This is a genomic window from Paeniglutamicibacter sulfureus (assembly GCF_039535115.1).
Lineage (GTDB): Bacteria > Actinomycetota > Actinomycetes > Actinomycetales > Micrococcaceae > Paeniglutamicibacter > Paeniglutamicibacter sulfureus.
On the sequence record NZ_BAAAWO010000001.1, the window covers coordinates 199,998 to 224,634 of the forward strand.

Sequence of the window (24,637 nt, forward strand, 5' to 3'; positions counted from 1 at the left end):
CCCCACCATGAAACCCGTTCTTCCCGCCGGGACCGGTTCCAGGAAGGTCCTGGCCCTGTTGGCCGGACTCGCCGCATTCAAGGCCGGTGGCCTGGTCCTGGTTGCCGACGCCCTGGCCACTGCCATCAGCCAACTGGCTGCCGGCTCGCCACTCGATGTCCAGCGGCTGCTGGTGCTTGGCCTGGGCGGAACGATCCTTCGGGCAGCGGCGGTGTGGGGCACCGAGTTCGCGGCACACCGGGCCGGGCTCGGGGCCAAGGAGCAGCTACGCTCCCGGCTGCTGGCCGCCGGGCTGGACGGGAGGGTTGCCGGTGCCGACCCCGGAAACGGGGCGCTGGCGGCACTGGCCAGCCGCGGGCTGGACGGGCTGGACAACTACTACACGAAGTACTTGCCCGCGTTGGTATCCGCCATGGTCATCCCGGTCCTGGTCGGTGCCAGGATCCTGGCCGCTGACTGGATTTCCGCCCTTGTCGTCGTCCTTACGGTCCCGCTCATTCCGGTGTTCATGATCCTGATTGGACTGCATACCCAGGATCGGGTCCAGGCCGCGGCCGCCGGGTTGGACAGGCTTTCGAACCAGCTGCTGGAACTGGCCCAGGGGCTTCCCGCCCTCATTGGGCTGCGCCGGGCGGAGGGCAAGGGCAGGGCCCTGGCCAAGGTCTCCGAGGACTACCGCGAGTCCAGCATGAAGACGCTGCGCACGGCATTTCTCTCCGGGCTGGCCCTCGAACTCATCGCCACCATCTCGGTGGCGGTGGTCGCCGTCTTCATCGGCGTGCGCCTGGTCTACGGACATATGGGCCTGGAAGCCGGGTTGATTGCCCTGATCCTGGCCCCTGAATGCTACCTGCCGCTGCGTGCGCTGGGGGCGGCATTCCACTCCTCGGAGGATGGGGTCCAGGCCCTTGAACGCACAGAGGGATTCATAGGCGCCACTGCATCGGACGGGCCGGATTCCGGGCGCCGGACACCGTCCGGGTCCTCGCCCGTGTTGTCCATCAAGGGCCTTTCGGTCAGTTATGCCCGGCGGTCCGAGCCGGTGGTTTCCGGGCTGGACCTGCAGCTGGATGCCGGCGCCGTGCACGTGCTGGATGCCGAAAGTGGCAGCGGGAAAACCACGCTTCTGCAGGCGGTCCTCGGCCAACTTGGGCAGGGGGCCGAGATCGGAGGCGAGGTTCGCGTGGACCTGTCCCGCACGGCGTTCATCTCCCAGCACCCCCGGTTCACCGAGCCCACCGTGTCAGGCGAGATCCGGCTGCACGCCGGCGCAGGACTGTCCGGGGGAATGCTTTGGGCGGTCCTGGAAGAGGCGAACATCGCACACCTGGCGCAGCGGAACCTGGTGGACTGCAGCCCCGGCGAGCTGCGCCGCCTGGCCGTGGCGCGGGTGCTCGCCAAGGTGGCCGCCGACCCCGGAGTCAATCTGGTGCTGGCCGACGAACCGACAGCGCATCTGGACGAGGAGTCCGCCGTCCGCATCCGCCTGGCAATGCGCCGACTGCGCGGTCAATGCGCACTGCTGGTGGCCACCCACGACAGGGCCCTGGCTACGATGCTGCAGGCCCCGGACGCCGCCGCGCGACCGGCGGCCGAAGACCACGGACCCGCGCAACCCCCGCTCTTGGCCGCTGTTCCCGCACACCCTGCTCCAGTGCGCGAACCCCGGGCCGCGCTCCCGGGCCCGCGTGCCGCTCACTGGCGGCTGCTGGGCTCCATGCCGTGGTTCCGCAACGGCATGCTTCCGGGTCTCGTGCTGGCCGCGGCCGCGGCGATCTTCGGAGCAGGGCTGACCGGGATCTCCGGCTGGCTCATCGTCACCGCGAGCCACCAACCCCCGATGCTGCACTTGATGGTCGCCATCGTGGGCGTGCGCACCTTCGGCATCGGCCGCGCGGTCCTGCGCTACGCCGAGCAATTGCGCGTGCACGACGCCGTCATGGGCTTCGCCTCCACCCTGCGGCAACGCCTCTGGGATGCGCTGGTAGCACGGCCACATGGCTGGGGCCGGCTCACCCGTTCGGGTGCTGCACTGGGTCACCTGGTGGCCGAGGTCGATGAGGTGCGCGACGCAGTGCCCCGGGTCCTGGTGCCGCCGGTCGCGGGAATCGCCACCTGGGTTGCCGTGACCGTGGGAATCGGCTTCTGGGCCCCGGCGGCGTTGCCGCTGGCGCTGGGGTTGGGGCTCGCTGCCTTTGTGCTGTTGCCGGCGGCCGTGCTTGCGGTGGAAAGGCGCAGCACCATACACACCAGCCGGCACCGCATGTGGCTTGCTTCCCGGGTGCCCACGCTGTTGGGCGCGGCGGGGGACTTGCGTGCCAACCGGGTCGGCCCGCGGGCCCTGTCGGAGTTCACCGCGGCCGACGCGAGCGCAACCAGGTTGCTGCGTGCCGCAGCCCGTGGCGCCGGTGTCGCCCAGGGCGGGGCGGTGCTGCTTTCCTCGCTGGCCGCGGTGCTGGCGGTGGTCCTGGTGGGGACCGGCGGAGAAGCGGCGGCAGTGGCCGCGCTGCTGCTCCTGGCCCTGGGCGAGCCGATCGCCAACACCTCCATGTCCATCCAGCAATTGCCGCAACTCGATGACGTGTTGCGCCGCGTCTGGGCCACTGCCGGCGGCACGGGCCACACCCCGGAACCCGCCGGCGTCGCGGAGGTGCAGACCACGGAGGTACAGACCGCGGAACTGGGACTGCGGCTGCACGCTGCCGACATCGGCTGGGCCGCTGGGGAGCCGGTTGTCCAAGGTCTCGACCTTGACGTGAATCCGGGCGAATGGGTCGCGATCACCGGCCCCTCGGGCTCGGGAAAGTCGACGCTGCTGGCGGCCATGCTGGGTGCCCTGAAGCCCCTGTCCGGTGCCCTGCAGGCCAGGCGGGGTGATGGGGATTGGATGCCCATTGGTGCCGCTGACCTGGCCCGGGTGGCCTGGTGCCCGCAGGAAGCCCACCTCTTCGATTCCTCCGTGCGCTCCAACCTCGGGCTAGGCAGGGACGCCGAAGACCAGCCCTCCGACGCCGAACTGCGGGCGGTGCTGGCCAAGGTCGGGCTGGAATCGTGGTTGGGAACGCTGCCAGCGGGCTTGGATGAGCGCATCGGTTCCGGGGGCCACCAGCTTTCCGGCGGCCAGCGCCAACGCCTGGCCGTGGCCCGTGCCCTGGCCGCAAGGGCACGGGTGCTGCTGCTGGATGAACCAACCGCACACCTGGGCGCGGACGAATCGGTGGCATTGGTCGCCGATCTCCGCGCGGGCTTGGCGGGCGAAGCGGTGCTGCTGGTGACCCACGACGGAGCCGTTGCGGCACTGGCTGACAGGGTCCATGAACTGGATTCGGCGTCGCTTCAGGTGCCGGCCGCGGTCTAACTCTGGGAAGCGGAAAACGTGCCGGAGGCCAGGTTGCGCGGTGCGCAGCCTGGCCTCCGGCCTGTTGTGCTAGGACTTCACGGAGTCGTTAGCGGGCTCCCGTCGTGAAGGACCATGTGGTGGCCGCGAGCGCGTTGCCGCGGGCATCCTTGATGCCGTTGGAGAGCCGAACCGTGTAGCGGCTTCCCGCAGCCAGGCTGGCCTTGGGATTCAGCGTGGCCGTGCGAGTCGTGGCGTTGTAGCTAACCACTGCCCCGACCGTTGCGCCGGCCCGGTTTGTCAACTTCACCGTGGTGGTGTTGATGCCGGAGACAGGCTCGCTGAACTTCGCCGTGACATTGGTGGCACGAGCCACGTTGGTGGCGTTGACTGCCGGGCTGCGCCCGGTGACCCTTGGCGCCGGATCGGTGGTGAACGCCCACGTCGTGGCCGTCAGCGGGTTCCCGCGGACATCCTTGATGCCGCTGGAAAGCCGCACCGTGTACCGGGTTCCCAAGGCCAGGCTGGCCGTCGGATTCAGCGTGGCGGTGCGCGTGGTGGCGTTGTAGCTCACTGCAGCCGCCACCTTGGCGCCGGTGGGGGAGGTCAGCCACAGGTTGGTGGTGTTGACCCCGGAGACCGCCTCGCTGAACTTCACGGTGACATTGGTGGTGTGTGCCACGTTGGTGGCATTGGCCGCCGGTGTCCGTCCGGTGATGGTCGGCAGCGGATCGGTGGTGAAGGACCAAGTGGTGGCCGTCAGCGGGTTGCTGCGGGCGTCCTTGATGCCGTTGGAGAGCCTAACCGTGTAACGGGTGCCCGCGGCCAGGGTGGCCGAGGGGTTGAGCGTGGCGGTGCGCGTGGTGGCGTTGTACGTCACGGCTGCCGCGACGTTGGTTCCCGCCGGGTTCGTCAGCCGTACGGTGGTGGTGTTGATGCCGGTGACGGGTTCGCTGAACTTCACCGCCACATTGGTGGTGCGTGCCACGTTGGTGGCATTGGCCGCCGGCGTCCGACCTGTGACGGTTGGCAGCGGATCGGTGGTGAAGGACCACGTGGTGGCCGGCAGTGCGTTGCCCCGGGGGTCCTTGATGCCCGCGCCCAACGAGACCGTGTAACGGGTGCCGGCGGCCAGGGTGGCCGTCGGGTTCAGCCTTGCCAGGCGCGTTGCCGCGTCAAAGGTGACAACTGCCGACACCGCGGCACCGGTCGAGGTGGTCAACCGCATATTGGTGGCATTGACCCCGGTCATGACCTCGCTGAACCTTACGTCCACGTTGCCGGTGCGTGCCACGTTGGTGGCATTCACCGCCGGTGTCCGGCCGGTGATCACCGGTGCCGCATCCGTGGTGAAGGTCCACGCGGTGGCAGGAAGCAGACTGCCGCTCGCATCGTGGATGGCGTTGGACAGGGACACTTTGTAAGTGGTGCCCAGGGCCAGGTTGGCCGTCGGATCTAGGGTTGCCGTGCGGGTCGCTGCGTCATAGGAAATGGTGGCCGGGACTGCGGTCCCTGCGGCCGTTGCCAGTGTCACGGTGGTTGCATCGATTCCGAGAACGTCTTCGCTGAATGTCGCCGAGACAGTGTTTCCGAGGGGGATATCCACAGCGTTGGCAACGGGTGTCCGCGCCGTGACGGCCGGTGCCACATCGGTGGTGAACGACCACGAAACCGGTGCCAGGGCGTTGGCGCTCGCATCCTGGATGCCGGCGGTCAGCGACATCGTGTAGACGGTGTTATTGGCCAGGCTTGCCGACGGATCGACGGTAACGGTGCGGGTTGCCGCGTCATAGCTGATGGTCGATGCGACCACCGTGCCGTCCGCATGCGTCAGGCGCACATTGTTCGGGTTGAATCCGGCGACGGACTCGCTGAACGACGCGGTGATGTTCGCCGCCACGGGAATGCCGGTGGCGGCGGCGGCCGGGGCCTGGGCGGTCATCAAGGGAGCCGTCACGTCGTTGGGATTGAGCGGCGGTTCCGTTCCATCGCTGGAAATCTTCCCTTGGAGACCAAACAGATTCGTGGACAGGTTCACTCCTCCGCCGGTGACCGAGAAGGCGTTGGTGCCGAAGGGGCTTCCGGTCACGGTGTGCTCCGCGTCGGGGTTCCCCAGGTAGCCGTCCGGCGCTGCCGGGGCCTGGGCCGGATCCCACTTCAGGAATGGGCCGATATTGCTCTTGAGCGGCGTGGTGAAGTTTTCTATTGCAGGGGAAATGTCTTCAACGAGTTTGCCGTCCCCGGCTGCATCGGTATCGAGGGTCAGGCTGCCGTAGGGATGAGTGAACGTCAACGTCGTGTTGGCGGGTCCGTCCTTGACCACCACGCGTTGTCGGCCGAAAACGACCTGTTCTCCGGCCTGGACGGCGTTGGCGAAGGCCGCCTCGAGTCCAAGGACCAAAACGGCGCTTCCCCCGCCGGGGAATTCCAATTCGCTGGACGCCAGCATGTAGAAGGCTTCGTCCGGGAAATTGTCGGGGAAGGTAATCGGTGCCTCTGCGTTCGGGACGTCACCGGGAAGGAATCCGCACAGGGGATTCAAGGCGTCAAGACATAGCTCAAGGCGGGTGCCGGCACTGTCCTGGTAGAAACTGGGAAAACCGGTATCCGTGTTGACGGGACCCACGGCCACGATTCCCCCGGGGTTCTTGACGATGACCTGGGTTGCCGCCTGGGCGGGGGTATGCATGCCCAGTGCCAGAAGCCCGATCGTCGTAATCGCAATTTTTCTTTGAAGGTTTCTTGGCGCCGCAGTGTGCCGCCCCGAGCTCCTGAGTTGGTTGGATTTCATGTTGACTCCTCAGCCGATCCGAAAGGTATGGCAACTGTGCGTGTAACACCTTAGGGAAACCTTGGGCACGTCACTCCGCAAATAAGCGTGTCAAGTGCGGTTTTCGCGAACGCCAAGGAATGGGGCACCGGGAGGCCGGGAACGTTGTTTTTCATGCGTCCAAGGCCGAGACGGTGTTGCCGGCCACCGCAGTGGAGACCACGGGGATCGAGCTTGTTTGGACCCGGCGGAGCATTCGCCCGGGATATACCGTGTCGGGTATTCGCAACGGTTCCGTGTACACGGCCCGACAAGAGGGGGAACGGGGAGAGGTCGACCGGGATGACGAAGATGACAGGGGTGCAAGCGGCAGTGGCCTTTCTTGGTCACAGGCCAGGGCCGTCGAAGACCAATCTCTCCGCTGGTGCCATATCGCCCGATCATGGGAACCCGCCGGGGATCGCACGCGAGGTTTCCGGCTTGGGGAAACCGTGACGCTCGCGTGCGCCGCACCGTCGGTGCCATTCCGTGCCCGGGATTCGTTGGGTGGGGGAGTCCTCGAATCCCAGGCCGGACGGTTTTCCTGAAGGCCTTGGGTATGGGCCCGCGGGCCTCGAATCTGTTCGAAGCCCCATGTCAACCGTGAAGGAATCCTTGCAGCCAAACCCTATGAAAAGGTATTGGTCTCGTGCCCGATCGGCGTCGCGGGGTTGCCGGACACGGAAAAGGGGAGGTCGTGGGCCGTCGCCACGGTGGGCGACGGTCCACGACCTCCCCCCAGTCGCTGTTGTGCGCGGGGCCCGGAGCCTATTCCTCCAGCAACGAGTCCTGGATGGCAACCCGGCGGGAGGACTCGACCTCGACCACCCCGGAATCGGCAAAGGGCTTGCTGTCCTCGGTGGGCGCGGCCAGCGGCGCGCGCGTGGAGCTGCCGGGCAGCGGCAATCCTCCGTTTGGCGAGAGTGCGGCCTCCGCCGGGGACGCTTCGGTCGCCGGGGTGCCGCCGAGCAAGTCGACGCCCTGCGCCAGGGGGACACCGGAGCCGTCGCGCTTGGCGTACTCGGTGGGCAGCGCACGCACCACGCCGGCGGCGGAGGATGCCCGGGCAGGACCTGCCCCGGCATAGGCAAGCTCCAGATGGTCCTCGCCCTTCAGGAAGCGGTGCGCCCGCACCCCGCCGGTTGCCCTGCCCTTGGCCGGGTACTCGGCGAAGTCCGTGACCTTCACCGAATGCGAGGCGGTGCCGGGCAGGGTGTTGGATCCGGTGGCAATCGAGACGAAGACGGGTGCCTGCGCGGCTGCCTCGACGACGCCGAAGAAGATCACGCTGTCATCGGAAGCCAGCTTGATGCCGGCCATGCCGCCGGCGGTGCGGCCCTGGGGGCGCACGGCGGAGGCCGCAAAGCGCAGCAGCTGGGCGCCGCGGGTGGCGAAGACCAGGTCCGCGTCGTCGGGTCCCACAGCGGCGCCCACCACGGTGTCGCCATCCTTGAGCGTGATGGCTTCCCATTCGTCGCGGTTCAACGGGTAGTCGGGGCTCAGCCGCTTGACGACGCCGTTCGCGGTGCCAAGTGCCACCACCGCATCCAGCGGAACCAGCGCGACCATCTTCTCGCCCTTGGCCAGCTGGGCGAATTCGGCCACCTTCACCCCGCCGGTCAGCTGCGGGAAGCCGTGGGCCGGGGGCAGCAGCGGCAGGTCCACGACCTGCAGGCGCAGCATCCGCCCGGTCGAGGTGATCCCGCCGATTTCGCCGCGGGCGCTGGTCGCCACCACGGAGGCGAGCACATCGTGCTTCACCCGCGCACCGGCACCGTCCAACGGGTCGGCCGATCCGGTGCGGGCCACCTGCCCGGTGGCCGAAAGCAACACCCGGCACGGATCGTCGGCGATCTCCAGGCTCATCGGCGCCGCCTTGCCGGTGCCCACCGCCGCGGGCATCGAGGTGCCCTTCAGCGGGGATCCCGACTCGGACTCCAGCAGCACCGTGCGGCGCGGGGTGGCGAACTTCTCGGCCATGTCGGCCAGCTCGCCGGAGACCAGCTCGCGCAGCAATTCATCGGAGTCCAGGATCGCCCGCAACTCATCGATGGCCGCGCGCAGCTCCTCGGCCTCCTTCTCCAGTTCAATCCGGGAGAACTTGGTCAGCTGGCGCAGCCGCAGTTCCAGGATGTGGTTGGCCTGCAACTCGGACAGGTCGTAGATCGTCATCAAGCGCTCGCGCGCCTGGGCCGTCTCGTCCGAGGACCGGATGATGGCGATGACCTCGTCGATGTCGACGATCGCAATGAGCAGGCCCTCGACCAGGTGCAACCGGTCAAGCTTCTTCGCCAGCCGGTGCTCGGTGCGCCGGCGAACCACCAGCAGGCGGTGCTCGACGTAGACGGTGAGCAGCTCCAGCAGTCCCATGGTACGCGGCTGGCCCTCGACCAGGGCGACGTTGTTGATGCCGAAGGAATCCTCCATCGGCGTGAACTTGTACAGCTGGGACAACACCGCGTTGGGGTTGAAGCCGTTCTTCAGCTCGATGACCAGGCGCAGGCCGTGGTTGCGGTCGGTGAGGTCGACCACGTCGGCGATGCCGGTGAGCTTCTTGGAATTGACCGCGTCCTTGATCTTCTCGATGACCTTTTCCGGACCGACCATGTAGGGCAGCTCGGTGACCACCAGGCCCTGCCGGCGGGCGGTGATCTGTTCCAGCTCCACCTTGGCCCGGGTCTTGAAGGTTCCGCGGCCGGCCCGGTAGGCGTCACGGATGCCGTCGAGTCCCACGATCTTGCCGCCGGTGGGCATGTCGGGGCCCGGGATGAACTTCGTGATGGCCGCCAGGTCGGCGTCCGGGTGGGCGATCAGGTGCCGGGCGGCGGCGATGACCTCGCCGAGGTTGTGCGGTGCCATGTTGGTGGCCATGCCCACGGCGATGCCGGTGGTGCCGTTGACCAGGAGGTTCGGGAAGGCCGCGGGCAAGACCGAGGGCTGCATGAACTGGTTGTCGTAGTTCGGGACGAAGTCCACGACGTCCTCGTCCAGGTTCGCCGTCATCGCCACCGCGGAGGCCCCCAGCCGGGCCTCGGTGTAGCGGGGAGCCGCGGGACCGTCATCCAGCGAGCCGAAGTTTCCGTGTCCGTCGATCAGCGGCAGGCGCAGCGCGAAGCCTTGGCTCATGCGCACCATCGCGTCGTAGATCGCTGTGTCGCCGTGCGGGTGCAGCTTGCCCATGACCTCGCCGACCACCCGGGCGCTCTTGACATGTCCCTTTTCCGGGCGCAGGCCCATCTCGGACATCATGAACAAGATGCGTCGCTGCACCGGCTTGAGTCCGTCGCGGGCATCGGGCAGGGCGCGGGAGTAGATCACCGAGTAGGCGTACTCCAGGAAGGATCCCTCCATTTCCTTGGTCACATCGATGTCTACGATGTGCTCCACGAAGTCCGCGGGCAGTGGTTCGGGCTTTTTGCGCGCCATATTTGGTGTGAATCCTCGATTCGGTACTGATGCCTGTCCTTGGGCAAGGGCAGGTTTCATCTCTAGCTGCGGTCCCGGCGCGTCGATTCAAGTGCTCTTCGGACGCCGACCGCTAGGCTAAGCCTATGGTGGATGGTCGTAAACCCGGTGAATATCCGTCCCATTGGGAAGCAGACGTTGTCCTGCGCAACGGATCCACGGCACATCTACGCCCGATTCAACCAAGCGACGCCGACAATTTGCAAAAAATGCACCGCGGGCAATCCGAAGCCTCGGTCTACATGCGCTATTTTACGTACAAATCCTCGCTCACCGCCAAAGAGCTCAAGCGCTTCACCGAGGTCGACCACGTCAACAGGGTGGCATTCGTCGTGATCCGGGGCGAGGACATTATTGGTGTGGGGCGTTATGACCGGCTTGATGACCCCACCGACGCGGAGGTGGCCTTCAACATCTCCGATGCCTACCAGGGCATGGGCGTGGGCTCGATCCTGTTGGAGCACTTGGCCGCGGCCGCACGCGAAAACGACATTGAGAGTTTCTCCGCGGAGGTCCTTCCCGAAAACCGTAAGATGCTCACGGTCTTCGCCGAGGCCGGCTATGCGGTCAAGCGGCACTTCGACGAGGGCGTGGTGATGCTCGAATTCCCCATCGACCCCACGGAAAAGTCCCGCGCCGTGATGGAATCGCGCGAACACCGCGCCGAGGCCAAGTCGCTGGCCGGGCTGCTGGCCCCCGGATCCATCGCGGTCATCGGAGCCAGCCGCGAATGGGGCACCGTCGGGCACACGCTGCTGCACAACATCATCGAGGGCGGGTTCACCGGTGCCGTCTACGGCGTGAACCCGCAGGCCTTCGAGCTCGGCGGCATGCGCAGCTACGCCACGCTGGCCGAGATCCCGGGTCCCGTCGACCTGGCCGTCATTGCCGTCCCACAGGACCAGATCCACCAAGTCATCACGCAGTGCGCCCATGCCGGGGTCAAGGGGCTGCTGATCGCCACGGGAGGCTTCGAAGCGGACGGCGAGGCTGGACTGTCCCGCCAGCGCGAACTGGTCCGGCTGGCGCGGGCCAACGGGATGCGCGTGATCGGCCCCGCATCCCTGGGCCTGGTGAACACCGACCCCGCGACCTCCATGAACGCCTCCCTCGCCCCCGGCATGCCCCAGCAGGGAACCATGGGGCTTTTTAGCCAATCCGCCGCCATCGGGGTGCTGCTCTACGCGGCCTCCGTGCGCCGCGGCGTCGGGGTGTCCTCCATTGTTTCGGCGGGCAACCGGGCGGATGTCTCGGGAAACGACGCCATGCAGTTCTGGGAAGACGATCCCGCCACCCGCGCGGTGGGCCTGTACCTCGAGTCTTTCGGCAACCCGCGCAAGTTCTCCCGCATCGCCCGACGACTCTCGCACTCGAAGCCCGTGATCGTGGCCAAGTCCGATGTCATGGGGCTGCGGCTGCCGCCGGGCCACGCGGTGCGCACCACCCAGGCGCCCACGGCGGCGGTGGACGCGATGCTGCGACAATCCGGGGTGATCCGGGTGCGCACCAACGAGGAATTGATGGAAATCGCGCAGGTGGTGGCTGCCCAGCCGCTGCCGGCCGGTCCAGGGATCGCGGTGTTGTCCAACTCCGCGGCGTTGGCCTCCGTGGTCGCCGACGCCGCCGAGCAGAACCACCTCGATGTGGTTGCCTCGGATGCTGGGGTGCACCTGGGGGATGGCCAGTCCCGGGCGCTGCCGCGGCTTGCCGCGGCCCTGGCCACGGCGCTGGAAAACACCGAAGTGCATTGCGGGATCGTCACCTTGCTGCCGGAGCCGGGGCTTTCCAACCAGGCGCTTGCCCGGTGCATCCGCGAGGCGGCAGCTGAGGCGGGCAAGCCCGTGGTGGCAGTGTTCACCGGCCTCATGGATCCCGTGGCCACTGTCGACGGGCTGCTGGATGCCGGGACCCACCCGGATGGCGGCAACTACGGACTGCCCTGCTATTCCAGCCCCGGGGTCGCCGTCAACGCCCTGGCGGCGGTCGTCCACTATGCGCGCTGGGTCGCCCGGGAACAGGGAGAGATCATCGAGCCGCCGGGCATCGACGTGCCTGCCGCCGCCGACTTCATCGAGCAGGCCCTGGACACCGTGGAGGGCGTGGACCTGCTGCACCTGTCAAAGGGACAGGCGGCCGAACTTTTGGGCCACTACGGGATCGGGGTGCTTGAATCCTCGGGCTTCGAAACCGCCGACGAGGCGGTTGCCGCTGCCGGACGGCTGGGCTGGCCGGTTGCGCTCAAGGCCCGCGACGAGCACCTGCGCCACCGGCTGGACCTCGGCGGGGTCAGGCTGAATATCACCGACGAGGCCTCGCTGCGCTCCAATATCGGGCACATGCGCGAGATCCTGGCGACGTATGCGGCGAAGGACCTCGAGGTCCAATCCATGGCCCCGGCAGGGCAGGGCTGCGTGGTCAGGGCCGTCGAGGACCCGTTGCTGGGCCCGGTGGTGTCCTTCGGCCTGGCTGGCGACGCGGTGAACCTGCTCGACGACTGGGCGCACGGCACCCCGCCGCTGACAAACACCGACCTTTCGGACCTGGTGGCTGCCCCGCGGGCCTCCGCCCGACTGCGCGGCTACCAGGGACTTCCCGCAGTGGACCTGGGTGCACTGGAAGACCTGTTGAACCGCGTGGCCACCCTGAAGGACAACCACCCGGAGGTGTCCCTGCTGGAAATCAACCCGGTCATGGCCACCGCCAACGGCACGACGGTGCTGGCGGTCGAGATCTGGCTGGGCAACCCGGAGCAGCGCACCGATTCCGCACGCCGGGCCATGAGCCACTGAGCCGGCATCGCGGCAGCGGCGTACACCACACCCAGACCTCCCGGTTCGTCCCCTTGGGTAGACTGGTAGGCATGACCCCCCTTTCTTCGGCCACGGGCCCCGACCTGCAAGCTGACCTCGACCGTGCCGGGTTCTACCCGAAAATGGTTGCCGACATCATCGACGAGGCACTCGATGGGCGGGAGACCGGCGCGCACCTGGTGCACCTGGAGACCCACTTCGACCAGCACGAGGTCCACCGGCACATCACCGTTTTGGTGCTGGCCGAGGACGTGTTGCTGGTGGCCCACGTCGATGACCAGCAGCTGGACGAGAAGGGCAAGGAAGTCATGGCCCAGGTCTCCACCGAGCTGGTCCAGCTCTCCAAGGTCACCACCGTGGCCACCAGCTACGTCTACCACCAGCCGCAGAACTACAGCACCGGGGACATGGTCAAGGAATTGACCCTGGGCATCGCCTGGGCCGGTGCCCAGCGGATCGACCTGGCCCCGGCCGGTTGCGCCGACCCCGCTTGCGACGCCGACCACGGCTACACCGGCACCTCCCAGCAGGAGGACCTCGTGCTACGCGTGAGCGCCGAGGCCGACGGCGTCAATGCCGTGACCGCCGCCCGCGGCTTCGCAAAGTCAATGCGCCGTGCATCGGCCCCTCGCGGCGCCGATGCGTCCCGCCCCGGGGCCGCGGCACCCGCCGCCGAGGTGCGCGGACGCGTCGGCTCGCGCTTCGGCCGAAACACCCACCAGGGCTAAGGCCACAAGGGAGAACACCGCCTCGTGGCAACCAGCACCCGCAGAACCCCTGCCACCGCCTTGCCGGCGGCCCCTCCGTATGGAAGCAAGACCATCGCCGAGTTGCTGCCCAGCGCGGCGGCGGCACTGGGAGTCAAGGGCTTCGAGAACGCCCTGGGGCTTCCGACGGCCAACCGCATCTGTGTGGTGATGGTCGACGGCTTGGGCAAGGCCCTGCTCAAGGCCCGCGGGGGACATGCCCCGTTCCTGCGCAAGCTCATGGAAACCTCGCAGACCCTGCACGCTTCCTTCCCCTCCACAACCGCCGCCTCGCTGACCTCCATGGGCACCGGCCTGCCGCCGGGGCAGCACGGGGTCGTGGGCTACGACGCGGTAGACCCCGAACGCCGCCGCGTCGTGAACCAGCTGGGCGGCTGGCCAAAGGACCTGGACCCGCTGTCCTGGCAGCCGCACCGGACGGTGTTCGAACAGGTGGCGGCGGCCGGGGTGCACACCGCCACGGTGTCCCTGTCCCAATTCAGGGATTCGGCCCTGACCAAGGCAGCACTGCGCGGCCCCGAATTCACCGCGGCGGAGTCTCCGCACGCACGGGTGCGCGCCACCTGCGAGATCCTCGCGGCCAATCCCCGCTCCCTGGTGTACTGCTACTTCAACGAGCTGGACAAGGCAGGGCACCGGCACGGCAAGGCATCGGCACAATGGGGAAACGCGCTGGAGGACCTGGACTCGGTCATGCGCACCCTGGCCGCACGGGTCCCGGCCGGCACGTTGCTGCTGCTGACGGCTGACCACGGCATGGTCGACGTGGACGAGAAATGGCGGATCGACTACTCCGAGTTCCCTGAGCTGGTGGACGGGGTCGAACTGACCTCCGGCGAGCCGCGAGGGGCGCAATTGCATTTCCACGCCCAGACCCCGCCGGCCCAGAGGGAGGCGGTGGCCGAGGCATGGCGGGAACGCTTTGGGTCCAAGGCCTGGGTGCTCGGCCGCGACGAGGCCATCGACCTGGGCCTGTTCGGGCCGGTGGATGACCGGGTGCGCGAACGCATCGGGGACCTGCTCATCCTGTCCGCGGAGGACATTGCCTTCCTCGACGGGCGGAGGGTCAAGCCCGCCGCATTCACGATGATCGGGCAGCACGGCTCGCTGACCCGCGCCGAGTGCGAGGTTCCGCTGCTGACCCTGGCGCGCCCGGCCGGGAAATAGCACCCAACAGCAAAGGCCCGGTTTTTGGCATCAAATCCTTGCCAAAAACCGGACCTTTCCCGTGGGTGCAGCGCCTACGTGGAGTCAGTCGTTGTTGTTGCGCCGGCCGAAGACGATCTCGTCCCAGCTGGGCACCGAGGAACGCTTGGCCTTTTTCTTGCCACCGGCCTCATCGTCGTGGGCACCGGCTTCCGAACCCTCTGCCGATTCCCCCTTGTCAGGGGTTTCCGGGCGAAGGTTCGGCACCAGGGAAATGGTCGTGGTTCTTGAGCTGACGCCGTCATAGAGTCGGGGCAGGCCGTCGTCCTGCGGCGCGGGGCCAGCCAGACGCGGGTCGTCCTCCGGGTGAGGGGAGCGTGAAAGCATGGCGGCCAGCGCGTCGTCGCCCTCTTCGTCGAGTCCCAGGCGCTGCCCGCGGCGGGCGCTGAGCGCGTCAAGGAGCTGTTCCGAGTCGGCCACGGCTGCCTCAAAGTCGACGTCGTCCCCGTCGGCCTCGACGTCGAAGGGATCGTCCGCGACGGCCGTCAGTCGGCGGGCACCCACCGGCGCGTCGAGCGGTTCCAGTTCGCTCAGGACCTGGGCCCAGCGATTGGCGTTCTGCAGCGATTTGCGGTTCGGGTGGAACGACCAGCGCGCGACGGATTCCTCGGAACCGGCGTCCAAGGCGATGCTGGCGTCGGATTCGGGCAAATCGAAGGTTGCCACGACCTCCCAGGAACCATCTGCCTCGCGCCAGGCGTCCCAGGCCAGGGATTCGGTGTCTATGCCCATCGAATGGATGCGATAGGCGACCATTTCGCCGAGGTTGGCCGGTTCCTCGCCGAAGATGCTGCGGTAGCCGTCATGGGTCTGCGGGGCGGAAACCTCCACATTGCGCGCCTGGGAGGCAATGTATTCGCGTTCGGCCAGCACCGGACCCTCGTAGCGCATGATGCGCTCCAAGGACATGCCGGAAACGGCCGCCACGTCCTCTGCCGTGGCGCCGGAACGGATCCGGGCCTGGATGTCGCGGGGTGACAACGGCGCGGCTTGCGCCTCCGAACGATCGGCCCGGGCTGCTCGAGTCAATGCACTTCGCAGCGCTTCATCGACGGGCAGCACAAAACTGTTCCCGTCGTCGCTGCTCAGGTGCAGGCTCTCACCGTTCTCGTGGATTCCCACCAGTCGGAGTTGACGCATGACTATCCTCCACAAACCGTCGTGTTGTGACTAAAACTTTGCCACCTGCGGGGGCAAATACCTAAGAGGTGCCTTGGTGTGGCGCGGACCGGCTTCATGATTATTCCCACCAAGCCCGAAAAAGCGCGTAAAAACGGGTAAAAAATCCCGTATTTGGACCCGAAGGTGCAATGATGAACAGTCGGTTCCCGACCGGGCACAAAAAAGCATGATTCTGCGTTGAAGCATAAGCGCATGAATTTGCGTGGAATGACCCGAGGGACCGGAACCGGTCCCGGGACGACCCAAGACGAACAACAGCTTGAACCAAGCGGAGTGTGAAGCAGCAATTATGGCAACCGACTACGATGCACCTCGGAAGCATGCCGAAGACGATGAGAAGCCCGAGGCCCTGCCCGAGCTGAAGGCCCAGCGCAGCACGAACACCAACGCCTCGAATCTCATCGATGAAGACGAGGCGGCCCTGGCCGACAGCTATGAGCTGCCGGGTGCCGACCTGTCGGGCGAAGAACTCGCGGTCATGGTGATGCCGGCGCAGGCGGACGAGTTCACCTGTGCGTCCTGTTTCCTGGTGCGGCACCGTTCGCAGATCGCCCTGCAGAAGGACGGCCTGCTCTACTGCACCGACTGCGAGGGCTAGCCACAACACAACGCCCGCCACCCCTCAATCCCCGCACAAGAACTCGCCGAGCAGGGGATGGCGGGCGTTTTTGTGCCTCGGTGGATTGGCGCCTAGGCGGTGCCGGATTCCTCCGCGGCATCGGGGGAGTTGCCATCCTGCGCCTCGGGGTTCTCCACGGGCTCGCGGTACTGCACCATGACGCCGCCCAGGGCGGCGGTGAGTTCCTCGGGACGGCGGGTCGAAGCCAGCCAGTACGGGGTGGAGTCGCGCTCGTCGGTGATCTGGATGCGCACCACCGGGTCGATCCAGCCGCGGATGCACATGAAGGCGATGCCGTTCAGGCCCGGACCGCGCTGGTGGTAGGCCGCCGCGCCGCGGTAGCCGGTGACATCGCCAACGAATTCACGTTCGATGGTGGCACGTCCCACGGTCAGCGTTTCGTCGCGGACCTCGATCTTCGGGGTGCTCATGACCAGGGCGAAGGAGATCAGGCCCAGGGCGACGACGCCGGCCACGACTCCCCAGCCCAGGCCCACCGGGATGAACGCGATGGCGGCGGTGGCGCCAAGGCCCAGCGTCACGACCCAGATCCACCATGCGGGCCACAGCTTTTCGCTGAAGTGGACGGGGGCAGGTTGCATCGGTGAAGGGTTCTCGGCCATACCCTCAAGCATAGGCGGTTGGGAGTCCGTACCCGGCCAGCGCCGGCGTGCCCGAGGGACTAGAGTTAATGGCAAACAGCAGTGGCCGTGCCGCGGCCAGAACCCAATCTTGAACCCCTTGGAGTGGAAAATAGATGTCCGAATCGAGAGTCGATATCGCCCTGAAAATGCTTGATCCGGACCTTCCGGCACCAAGCTATGCGCATGAGGGCGATGCGGGAGCAGATCTGTGTGCCCGCGAGGACGTGACGCTGGAGCCGGGACAACGGGCGCTGGTTCCCACCGGCGTCTCCCTGGCGCTGCCCCTGGGCTACGTCGGGTTGATCCACCCGCGTTCCGGCCTGGCCACCAAGCACGGCCTGACCGTGGTCAATGCGCCGGGGACCGTGGATGCCGGGTACCGTGGTGAGTTGAAGGTCACGTTGTTGAACACGGATGCAACCACCCCGATCGTGCTCAAGCGCGGGGACCGCATCGCCCAGCTGGTGATCCAGAAGGTCGAGCGGGCCCACTTCATCCAGGTCCAAGATCTTGACGACTCCTCGCGCGGCGCCGGCGGCTTTGGCTCCACCGGTGGTTTCGAAACCGCAAACAGCAGCCACTAGGGCCGGCCAGCGAAATCTCACGGTCGATACAGCAAGAGAGCAACTTCAATGATTTTCAAGCGTAAGAAGAAGGCCGTCGCCGAGGCGCAGCCCGAACAGACCATCGCCGGACTCAATGCCGCGGCCGCCAGCGGGACCGGGGAACCGGCGGGGGAAAAGCCTGCCAAGGCTCCAGAGGCGGAGGCCGCAGCGCAGGACGCGCCGGCGGCAACCCCGGAACGCGCGGGCGGGCCCTTTGACGGTGATGACATCGAGGACCACGAGGGCTTCCTCGACCTGGGAGCCTTGCTGATCAAGCCGGTCCCCGGCCTGCAACTTCGCCTCGAGGTCGAAGAATCCACGCAGCGCGTCATCGCCGTGGCACTGGAGATCGGTGGTTCGCGCATGCAGCTGCAGGTCTTCGCCGCACCCAAGTCCGATGAGCTGTGGCCAGGCATCTCCACCCAGATCGCCACCGGCATCGCCGACCAGGGCGGGGAAACGGAAATGGTTCCCGGCCGCTTCGGCAACGAATTGCTGGCCCGGGTTCCGCAGACAGCTCCCGACGGACGCCAAGGCCATGTGGCGCTGCGCTTTCTGGGCATCGACGGTCCGCGCTGGTTCCTCCGCGCGGTCATCGGCGGTTCGGCGCTGACGGATGCGGCCGAATCCAAGATCATGGAGGACACCCTGGCACAGGTCGTGGTGGTGCGCGGCGACACGCCGATGCCGCCGACCGAGTTGCTGTCCCTGACGGTGCCCTCCGGTGCACTGGCCCGTCCGGATGAAACCGGCGAGGCCCCCGGCACCGAGCGTCCCGAACGTGGCCCGGAAATCACCCAGATCGGCTGATTCGTTGCCCAAGGACAAAGCGGTGAAGGCCACCTGGTCGCAGCGACCGGAAGTCGCGGACGTCCGTGAGCCGGGCGAGCAGGGACCCACGGGCGTCCAGCCCCTGGCGTCCCTGGCCGAGCTTCCGGTACGCGGGCGCATCGCGCACCGCGGCTACGTCGAATCCATCACGATCCTTCCCCTGGCGCAGGCCCCGGCCTTCTCCGCGACGGTCGTTGACCACCCGGCGCCGCCCGGTGGCCGCCGAAGCGCGGTGCCGCACCTGCGGCTGGTGTTCCTGGGCCAGCGCCGGGTACCGGGACTCGTGGCAGGCTCCCGGATCAAATACGAAGGCATGGTTGCACCGCTTGATTCGGTGCCCACGGTCTTCAACCCCCGCTACGAGATCCTGCCCGAGCGCAGCTCCCGCTAGCGGTGCGCACCGCCCCCCATTCACCCTCGAGTCTTCCCAAGGACAACGGACCGCCATGAGCGAGCACAACGAACAGCAGCCCCAGCCCGAGGACGATGCGCCCGGTGCCGAGGACATGGCCCGGCGAATCGGCGCCAATTCCGGCATCGAACGCCGCGAGGACGGGCAGATCGACGTGCTCAAGACCATTGGCGGGGTGCGCGGACTCGTCGAGTCGTTGCTGCCGGGCCTGGTTTTCCTGGTCATCTTCACCCTGTGGCAGCAGCTGAACACCGCGCTGATTGCCTCGGTGACAGTGGCCCTGGTGTTCACCGTGGTGCGCCTGGTGCGCCGCGGCTCCCTCACCCAGGCGCTGACCGGCCTGGCGGGCGTGGCCATCTGCGCCATCTTCTCCAGGGTGACCGGGGAGGCCAAGGACTACTACGTCCCCGGCTTCTACACGAACCTCGCCTACGGGGCGGCGTTGGTCATTTCGATCATGGTCCGCTGGCCCCTGATGGGCGTGATCTTCGGATTCATCCGCTCGGAACAAACGCATTGGCGGGAAAACAAGCTGCGCGCCAGGCAATACGCCTGGGCGACCTGGATCGTGGTGGCGGTATTTGCCGCGCGTTTGGTCGTCCAATTCCCGCTGTACCTGGCCGACAACGTCCCGGCCCTGGGCGCGGCGCGCCTGGCCATGGGCGTGCCGCTCTATGCTGCGGCGCTGTGGGTTGCCTGGATGATCTCGCGGCCGCAGAAGGCGCCGGCCGGCCAACCGACACCGGACACCATCGCCTAGCCTGGCGGGCCCCGGCTACGCGATTCGCACGCAGTCCAGTGCATCTGGCGTCCATGCCGGGACGGCGCTGGGCCGTCCCGGGGAGTGGACCGCGGTTGGCGGGGTTCGCGCCGAGGCTATTGCTCGCCGGTGGTGCGCAGCACGGTGCGCAACTCGTCCTCAGCCACGATCGTGGTCACGAAGAACAACTCGTCCCCGCCCTCGATGACATCATCCTGGCTGGGCGCCAGCGGGATGTCATCGCGAAGGATCGCCACCACCGTGGCCTCATTGGGCCACGCCACCGAGCCCAGGGTGCGCCCGATCAGCGCCGAATCGTGCGGGACGGTGAACTCCACCATCGACACCACGCCCGATTGCAGGGTCATCAGGCGCACCAGGTCGCCGATCTCCACCGCCTCCTCGACCAGGGCCGTCATCAGCCGCGGGGTGCTCACCGCGACGTCGACGCCCCAGGCGTCGTCGAACATCCAGTCGTTCTTCGGGTTGTTCACCCGGCCGACGGTGCGTCCGACGCCGAATTCGCTCTTGGCCAGCAGCGATACGACCAGGTTCACCTTGTCGTCTCCCGTGGCCGAGACAACCACGTCGACTTCCTCGAGCTTGGCTTCCTTGAGCACAGAGAGTTCGCAGGCGTCGCCGAAGAGCCAGCGGGCGCCCTGCACCCCGGCCCGCGAAACCACCTCGGGCTTCTCGTCGATGAGCAGCACCTCGTGCCCGTGGCTGATCAATTCCTTGGCAATGGAGCTGCCCACGGACCCTGCTCCGGCAATCATGACCTTCATTACGTGTTTTGCTCCGTGATTGGTTTGGGGGCGACCGAGAGGACCTTCTCGATGTCCTTGTCGGCGTTGACGGGCATCATCGCGTGCACGATGTCGCCCTGCTGCAGCCGCATGCCGGGAACCGGCAGCACGCCCTCGCCAAAGCGCGAGAGATAGGCGATGCGGATCGGGGCGGCCGCCTCGAGCTCCTCGAGCCCGTAGCCGTACCAGCCCTCGTGGATGTTCACCTCGCCGAGGATCAACCGGCCGGAGGCCTCGCGGAAGTCGCCGTGAAGCGAATGTTCGGGCAGGATCCGGCGCAAGACCTGGTCAGAGCTCCAGCGCACCGCAGCCACCGTGGGGATGCCAAGGCGCTGGTAGATCTCCGCCCGCCCCGGGTCGTAGATGCGGGCCACCACGTGCGGGACGTGATAGGTCTCGCGGGCCACCCGGGTGGCCAGGATATTGGAGTTGTCGCCGCTGGAGACCGCGGCAAAGGCGTAGGCCTCCGCGATCTTCGCCCGTTCCAGGGTTTCGCGGTCGAATCCGACGCCGGAGACCTTGAGTCCGGAGAAGCTGCGGCGCAGGCGGCGGAATGCGCGATCGTCCTGGTCGATGATCGCCACCGAGTGCCCGGCGTCGTCGAGCGTGTGGGCCAGGGTCACGCCCACCCGTCCGCAACCCATGATGACGAAGTGCGCCATGATCCATCCTTCTTGTTCCCGCCGAGGTGCCTGCGGTCCTCCGTGGCACGGTTCATTCCCCAGTGTTTCACGGTTAGGGCCCCCGATGCGGGATTCTTCACGTCGCCCGCGACGGTGTGGTGTATGACAGGTGCGGGCAAAGGGGGCTAGCTTTGGATCGTGCTTTCATTCCTTGACGCGTTGAAACGGATCCTGGTGGGGCGCCCCTTCAGGACCGAGCGCCTGAAGGAGGCCCCGCTGCGCAAGCGCCTTGCGCTGCCCATCTTTTCGGCCTCTGCTCTCTCCTCAATTGCCTATGCACCTGACGAGGTGATCCTCACCCTCGCGCTGGCGGGGCTGGGAGCCATGGCTTTCTCGCCCTCGGTGGGTCTTGCCGTCATGGTCGTGATGCTTGTCATCATCGCCTCCTACCGCCAGTCCGTGAAGGCCTACCCCTCGGGCGGCGGCGACTACGAGATCGCCTCGGTGAACCTGGGCCCACGGGCCGGGACCACGGTGGCAGCTGCCCTCCTGGTCGACTTCGTGCTCACCGTGGCGGTGTCCATTTCCTCCGCCTCGCACTACGTCATCGCCGCATTCCCGGCGTTGGACGGAAGCCAGGCATGGTTCGCCACCGCCGGGGTCGTGGTGCTGACGGTGCTGAACCTGCGCGGGCGGGGCCGGTCCAAGATGGGCACCGCTGCACCCGTCTACTTGTTCATCGGCGTGGTCCTCGTGATGCTCGCAGCCGGCGGGATCCTTGCTGCCACCGGCACGCTGGGGACCGCCCCCAGTGCCGGCTTCGAGGTGGTTCCCGACCCCGACTATCCGCACGGGCTCACCGGCCTGGCCGGGGTGCTGCTGGTGCTGCGCGCGTTCTCCACGGGATCCGCCGCGCTCACCGGGGTCGAGGTCCCGATCTCCAACGTCCACAAGCTTGCGGCCCCCAAGGCCCGCAATTCGGCTGCGGTGTTGCTGCTGCTGGGCCTATTCGCCGGCGCATTGACCCTGGGGACCATGTACCTGGCGCGGGCAGTGCAGGTCCGCGTGGTGGAGGATCCCGCCACCGGCCTGCGCCTGGACGGCGGTCCGATCCCTGCCGACTACATCCAGCATCCGGTCCTCGGCCAAGTGGCGGAGGCCATCTTCGGCGGCGCGTCCATCGGCTTCTACCTGGTGCTGGCGGTGACGGTTGCGGTGCTGCTGATAGCCGCGCACACGGCCTTCAATTCCTTCCCCAACCTGGCCTCGCACCTGGCCACCGACGGCTACCTGCCGCGCCAGCTGCGCACCCGCGGGGACAGGCTCGGCTTCTCCAACGGCATCCTGGCCCTGGCCATCGCCGCCATCGCGTTGATCTGGGTGTTCGACGCCCACGTTCCGACCTTGATCCAGCTCTACGTGGTGGGCGTCTTCGTGTCCTTCACGCTGAGCCAGCTCGGCATGATCCGGCACTGGGGCCGCGAACTGGCCCAGACCCCGGACAAGCGCGTGCGCGCCCGCATCCACCGCTCCAGGCTGCTGAACCTCGCGGGCTTCGCGCTCACCGCCGCTGTGCTGCTCATCGTGCTGGGCACCCGGCTGGTTCACGGCGCCTGGCTGGCGGTGCTGGGCATCGCCGTGCTGTTCGCGATGATGGATTCGCTGCACCGCCACTACGTGCAGGTGGACAGGGAACTTGCCATTGGCGAGGACGAATCGGCCACCGCCCTGCCTGCCCGCGTGCACGCACTGGTGCTGGTCTCCACGCTGCGCAAGCCGGTGCTGCGTGCGGTGGCCTTCGCCCGCGCCGCGCGTCCCTCGAAACTCGATGCCATCGTGGTGGACGCCGACTCGGAGCGCACCGAGGCGACGCTGGCCCGGTGGGAGGCCCTGGGCATCCCGGTGCCGATCACGGTGCTTGCCTCCCCGTACCGGGAAATCGCCCCGCCACTGATTGAGCACATCCGCTCGATCAAGCGCGATTCACCGCGCGACCTGATCGTCGTCTACATCCCCGAATACGTGGTGGGCCGCTGGTGGGAGCAACTGGTGCACAACCAGACCGCCATGCGCATCAAGAACCGCCTGCATTACGAGCCCGGGGTCGTGGTGGCCTCGGTGCCGTGGCGCCTGGCCTCCTCCGACGCCTCCATGGACCTGGGCCCCACCGAGGAAGCCTCGGCAGGCGCCAAGCCCATGCCGCATCCAGCGGCACCCCAGATCTCCAATCCGAAAGACAAGCCATGAGCACGCACGAAAACATCCTGAAGGTGCGCCTCGACGCACCGGCCCACGGCGGCCACACCGTCGCCCGCCACGAGGGCCGGGTGATCTTCGTGCGCCACGGCATTCCCGGCGAACTGGTTTCGGTCGCCGTGCGCGATGACGGCGAAAAGGCCCGCTTCTGGCGCGGCGACGTCGTCGAGGTCCACGAGGCCTCCGCGGACCGGGTCCCGCATTTCTGGACCCAAGCCGACTCCCTGCACGCGGCCCCGCGCGGCGTCCTGCCGGTGGGCGGCGCGGAATTCGGGCATATCGCACTGGACGCCCAGCGCGAGATCAAGGGCCAGATCTTCGTCGAGCAGATGCAGCGCCTGGGCGGCATCGACGCCGCCGAGCACGGCTTCACTTCGGTGCGCGCCCCCGAGGGCGAATCGGCTGACGGATTGGGCTGGCGCACGCGCACCGCCTTCGCGGTGGACGCCAAGGGTCGCCTGGCCATGAGTCCCTTCCGCTCCAACGACCTGGTTCCCGTCAAGGAAATGCCGCTGGCACACCCGAAGATCAACGAGCTGGCGCTCTGGGATCTGCCTCTGGCGGGCATCAGCCGCATCGAGGTTGCCGTCGGATCCGGCGACGATGGAGGGGTGCTGGTGCTCTTCATCGAGGACGGAACGGTAGCCGGAGCCGCGGGCCGCGCGGCCAAGCGCCTGCCCGAGGGAACCAGTGCAGCGGCACTGACCCAGGTCGGAGGATCGGCCGCCGACGGGCGCGGTGCCCTGCAGCGCTTGCGCGGGCGGACGTGGCTTTCCGAATCGGTGGCGGGACACGACTACCGCATCACCGGCGAAGGTTTCTGGCAGATCCACCGTCTGGCCCCTGCCACCCTGGTGGAGCGCGTGATGAGCCAGTTGGCGCCAGGCTACGGGACGCGCATCGCGGACCTTTACGCCGGGGCAGGTCTCTTTAGCGCACCGCTGGCCAAGGCCGTGGGCGACGACGGCATGCTGCTGTCCATTGAGGGCGCCCCGGGAACCAGCAAGGATGCCCTGAAGAACCTGCGTGAATTCCCCCAGGCGATCATTTCCCAGGGGCGGGTTGAAAAGACCTTGTCCAGGGAATTGAATACGCGCAAGGCCAAGCTGGATTCGATTGTGCTTGATCCGCCGCGCACCGGTGCCGGCAAGACCGCCGTTTCCGCGATGGTGCGTTCGGGTGCCAAGAAGATCTCCTATGTTTCGTGCGATCCTGCATCATTTGCCCGTGACACTGCAGATCTCATGGCCTCGGGGTTCCGCCTGGAAGAGGTTGATGTCATTGACCTTTATCCGCACACTCACCACATGGAAACCGTGGGACTGTTTGTCCGCCACTAGGCGATGATATGACTCCGTCCGGCCCGAAAATGTCGGGTTGGCGGGGTTTTAAGGGTGGCGGGGGATAGACTGCTTATAGCTCTGCCGCTAGTAAAACACAGGCAAACCCAGTTAGGATCGCCTAACTGGATTTCCTTGTGGGCGTGCAACGAAGATGTAATTCCG

17 protein-coding genes are annotated in these 24,637 nt (G+C 67.1%); 11 read left to right on the forward strand and 6 right to left on the reverse strand.

The genetic code is table 11. The annotated features are described in order from the left end of the window. The first annotated feature begins 7 nt into the window (after nt 1-7). Nucleotides 8-3,358 carry a thiol reductant ABC exporter subunit CydC gene (gene cydC / locus ABD687_RS00850; RefSeq protein ID WP_310288057.1) on the forward strand — a complete coding sequence of 1,117 codons (3,351 nt, stop codon included), beginning with the start codon at nt 8-10 and terminating at the stop codon, nt 3,356-3,358. Nucleotides 3,359-3,446: 88 nt separating this feature from the next. On the opposite strand, the gene ABD687_RS00855 is transcribed toward cydC, so the two are convergent. Then, entirely contained in the window at nt 3,447-6,026 is a 2,580-nt protein-coding gene (locus ABD687_RS00855; protein WP_310288052.1) for an Ig-like domain-containing domain, read from the reverse strand. Between the two features lie 888 nt (nt 6,027-6,914). Then, entirely contained in the window at nt 6,915-9,572 is a 2,658-nt protein-coding gene (locus tag ABD687_RS00860; RefSeq protein ID WP_264270643.1) for a DNA gyrase/topoisomerase IV subunit A, read from the reverse strand. Nucleotides 9,573-9,697: 125 nt separating this feature from the next. On the opposite strand from ABD687_RS00860, the gene ABD687_RS00865 reads away from it, so the two are divergent. The 3 genes from ABD687_RS00865 to ABD687_RS00875 all read left to right on the forward strand — a co-directional run bounded on the left by ABD687_RS00865 (nt 9,698) and on the right by ABD687_RS00875 (nt 14,355). After that, nucleotides 9,698-12,400 (forward strand): bifunctional acetate--CoA ligase family protein/GNAT family N-acetyltransferase, encoded by a 2,703-nt coding sequence (locus tag ABD687_RS00865; protein ID WP_310288049.1) that lies wholly within the window; start codon nt 9,698-9,700, stop codon nt 12,398-12,400. Between the two features lie 71 nt (nt 12,401-12,471). After that, complete coding sequence (locus ABD687_RS00870) at nt 12,472-13,149, forward strand: DUF5998 family protein (protein ID WP_302266186.1); 678 nt, start codon at nt 12,472-12,474, stop codon at nt 13,147-13,149. 24 nt (nt 13,150-13,173) lie between these two features. Next, nucleotides 13,174-14,355: an alkaline phosphatase family protein gene (locus tag ABD687_RS00875; RefSeq protein WP_302266187.1), complete on the forward strand. Its 1,182-nt coding sequence runs from the start codon at nt 13,174-13,176 to the stop codon at nt 14,353-14,355. An 84-nt stretch (nt 14,356-14,439) separates the two neighbouring features. On the opposite strand, the gene sepH is transcribed toward ABD687_RS00875, so the two are convergent. Continuing rightward, nucleotides 14,440-15,534, reverse strand: a complete 1,095-nt coding sequence (sepH, locus tag ABD687_RS00880; RefSeq protein WP_264270647.1) for a septation protein SepH — start codon at nt 15,532-15,534, stop codon at nt 14,440-14,442. Between the two features lie 331 nt (nt 15,535-15,865). Here sepH and ABD687_RS00885 point away from each other — a divergent pair, with 331 nt between their 5' ends. After that, nucleotides 15,866-16,174, forward strand: coding sequence for a DUF4193 domain-containing protein (locus tag ABD687_RS00885; RefSeq protein WP_264270648.1), 309 nt, complete (start codon nt 15,866-15,868; stop codon nt 16,172-16,174). Between the two features lie 92 nt (nt 16,175-16,266). Here the strand turns inward: ABD687_RS00885 and ABD687_RS00890 are convergent, their stop codons facing one another. Continuing rightward, entirely contained in the window at nt 16,267-16,818 is a 552-nt protein-coding gene (locus ABD687_RS00890; RefSeq protein ID WP_264270649.1) for a DUF3093 domain-containing protein, read from the reverse strand. Nucleotides 16,819-16,952: 134 nt separating this feature from the next. On the opposite strand from ABD687_RS00890, the gene dut reads away from it, so the two are divergent. From dut to ABD687_RS00910, 4 genes are read left to right on the forward strand one after another with little or no spacing between them, the layout of a single operon-like run. Then, a complete protein-coding gene (gene dut, locus ABD687_RS00895; protein WP_264270650.1) occupies nt 16,953-17,423 on the forward strand; it encodes a dUTP diphosphatase in 471 nt (156 codons plus the stop codon). 48 nt (nt 17,424-17,471) lie between these two features. Beyond that, nucleotides 17,472-18,254: a DUF3710 domain-containing protein gene (locus ABD687_RS00900; RefSeq protein WP_302266189.1), complete on the forward strand. Its 783-nt coding sequence runs from the start codon at nt 17,472-17,474 to the stop codon at nt 18,252-18,254. Nucleotides 18,255-18,276: 22 nt separating this feature from the next. After that, nucleotides 18,277-18,666 (forward strand): hypothetical protein, encoded by a 390-nt coding sequence (locus ABD687_RS00905; protein ID WP_302266190.1) that lies wholly within the window; start codon nt 18,277-18,279, stop codon nt 18,664-18,666. A 55-nt stretch (nt 18,667-18,721) separates the two neighbouring features. Continuing rightward, nucleotides 18,722-19,447: a DUF3159 domain-containing protein gene (locus tag ABD687_RS00910; RefSeq protein WP_310288039.1), complete on the forward strand. Its 726-nt coding sequence runs from the start codon at nt 18,722-18,724 to the stop codon at nt 19,445-19,447. A gap of 116 nt (nt 19,448-19,563) precedes the next feature. On the opposite strand, the gene ABD687_RS00915 is transcribed toward ABD687_RS00910, so the two are convergent. Both ABD687_RS00915 and ABD687_RS00920 read right to left on the reverse strand, forming a co-directional pair. Further along, entirely contained in the window at nt 19,564-20,232 is a 669-nt protein-coding gene (locus tag ABD687_RS00915) for a potassium channel family protein (protein WP_302266193.1), read from the reverse strand. Next, entirely contained in the window at nt 20,232-20,915 is a 684-nt protein-coding gene (locus ABD687_RS00920) for a potassium channel family protein (RefSeq protein WP_264270655.1), read from the reverse strand. Before ABD687_RS00920 ends, ABD687_RS00915 begins: the two co-directional genes overlap by 1 nt. 159 nt (nt 20,916-21,074) lie before the next feature. Here ABD687_RS00920 and ABD687_RS00925 point away from each other — a divergent pair, with 159 nt between their 5' ends. Beyond that, nucleotides 21,075-23,123 (forward strand): APC family permease, encoded by a 2,049-nt coding sequence (locus tag ABD687_RS00925; RefSeq protein WP_264270656.1) that lies wholly within the window; start codon nt 21,075-21,077, stop codon nt 23,121-23,123. Beyond that, the gene (locus ABD687_RS00930; protein WP_310288036.1) at nt 23,120-24,472 is read left to right on the forward strand and encodes a class I SAM-dependent RNA methyltransferase; all 1,353 of its coding nucleotides are present in this window, start codon (nt 23,120-23,122) and stop codon (nt 24,470-24,472) included. The genes ABD687_RS00925 and ABD687_RS00930 overlap by 4 nt, the downstream gene beginning before the upstream one ends. The last annotated feature ends 165 nt before the right edge of the window (nt 24,473-24,637 follow it).

What these genes read in the sequence shown, in the direction of transcription:
- cydC (WP_310288057.1), top strand. Translation starts at nt 8, where the DNA reads ATGAAACCCGTTCTTCCCGCCGGGACCGGTTCCAGGAAGGTCCTGGCC.
- ABD687_RS00855 (WP_310288052.1), bottom strand. Translation starts at nt 6,026, where the DNA reads ATGCATACCCCCGCCCAGGCGGCAACCCAGGTCATCGTCAAGAACCCC.
- ABD687_RS00860 (WP_264270643.1), bottom strand. Translation starts at nt 9,572, where the DNA reads ATGGCGCGCAAAAAGCCCGAACCACTGCCCGCGGACTTCGTGGAGCAC.
- ABD687_RS00865 (WP_310288049.1), top strand. Translation starts at nt 9,698, where the DNA reads ATGGTGGATGGTCGTAAACCCGGTGAATATCCGTCCCATTGGGAAGCA.
- ABD687_RS00870 (WP_302266186.1), top strand. Translation starts at nt 12,472, where the DNA reads ATGACCCCCCTTTCTTCGGCCACGGGCCCCGACCTGCAAGCTGACCTC.
- sepH (WP_264270647.1), bottom strand. Translation starts at nt 15,534, where the DNA reads ATGCGTCAACTCCGACTGGTGGGAATCCACGAGAACGGTGAGAGCCTG.
- ABD687_RS00885 (WP_264270648.1), top strand. Translation starts at nt 15,866, where the DNA reads ATGGCAACCGACTACGATGCACCTCGGAAGCATGCCGAAGACGATGAG.
- ABD687_RS00890 (WP_264270649.1), bottom strand. Translation starts at nt 16,818, where the DNA reads ATGGCCGAGAACCCTTCACCGATGCAACCTGCCCCCGTCCACTTCAGC.
- dut (WP_264270650.1), top strand. Translation starts at nt 16,953, where the DNA reads ATGTCCGAATCGAGAGTCGATATCGCCCTGAAAATGCTTGATCCGGAC.
- ABD687_RS00900 (WP_302266189.1), top strand. Translation starts at nt 17,472, where the DNA reads ATGATTTTCAAGCGTAAGAAGAAGGCCGTCGCCGAGGCGCAGCCCGAA.
- ABD687_RS00910 (WP_310288039.1), top strand. Translation starts at nt 18,722, where the DNA reads ATGAGCGAGCACAACGAACAGCAGCCCCAGCCCGAGGACGATGCGCCC.
- ABD687_RS00915 (WP_302266193.1), bottom strand. Translation starts at nt 20,232, where the DNA reads ATGAAGGTCATGATTGCCGGAGCAGGGTCCGTGGGCAGCTCCATTGCC.
- ABD687_RS00920 (WP_264270655.1), bottom strand. Translation starts at nt 20,915, where the DNA reads ATGGCGCACTTCGTCATCATGGGTTGCGGACGGGTGGGCGTGACCCTG.
- ABD687_RS00930 (WP_310288036.1), top strand. Translation starts at nt 23,120, where the DNA reads ATGAGCACGCACGAAAACATCCTGAAGGTGCGCCTCGACGCACCGGCC.